Annotated in this window: 1 pseudogene; it reads left to right on the top strand. The window is 40.5% G+C overall.

Annotated elements, in window-relative coordinates:
- A pseudogene (locus tag V6256_RS15495) lies at positions 1-232 on the top strand (phosphopentomutase); the annotation flags it as partial.

Raw genomic sequence — 232 nt, 5'->3', positions numbered from 1 at the left:
AACCAATGGGCTTAGATGAATCAATTGAGCCTAATTCAGCCTATGGCCATGCTCAAGAGATCTCAACTGGTAAAGATACGACTAGCGGACACTGGGAAATTACAGGTGCTCCTGTTTTATATGAATGTGGATACTTTAAAGAAAAACAGAATAGCTTTCCAAAAGCACTATTAGATCATATTGTTGAGCGTACAGGTATTTCGGGCTACTTAGGGAACTGTCATTCATCGGG

The organism is Psychromonas aquatilis, assembly GCF_038155185.1.
Taxonomy (GTDB): domain Bacteria; phylum Pseudomonadota; class Gammaproteobacteria; order Enterobacterales; family Psychromonadaceae; genus Psychromonas; species Psychromonas aquatilis.
The sequence above is the reverse complement of the archived record's forward strand: the minus strand, read 5'-3'. Positions and strand labels throughout refer to the sequence as shown.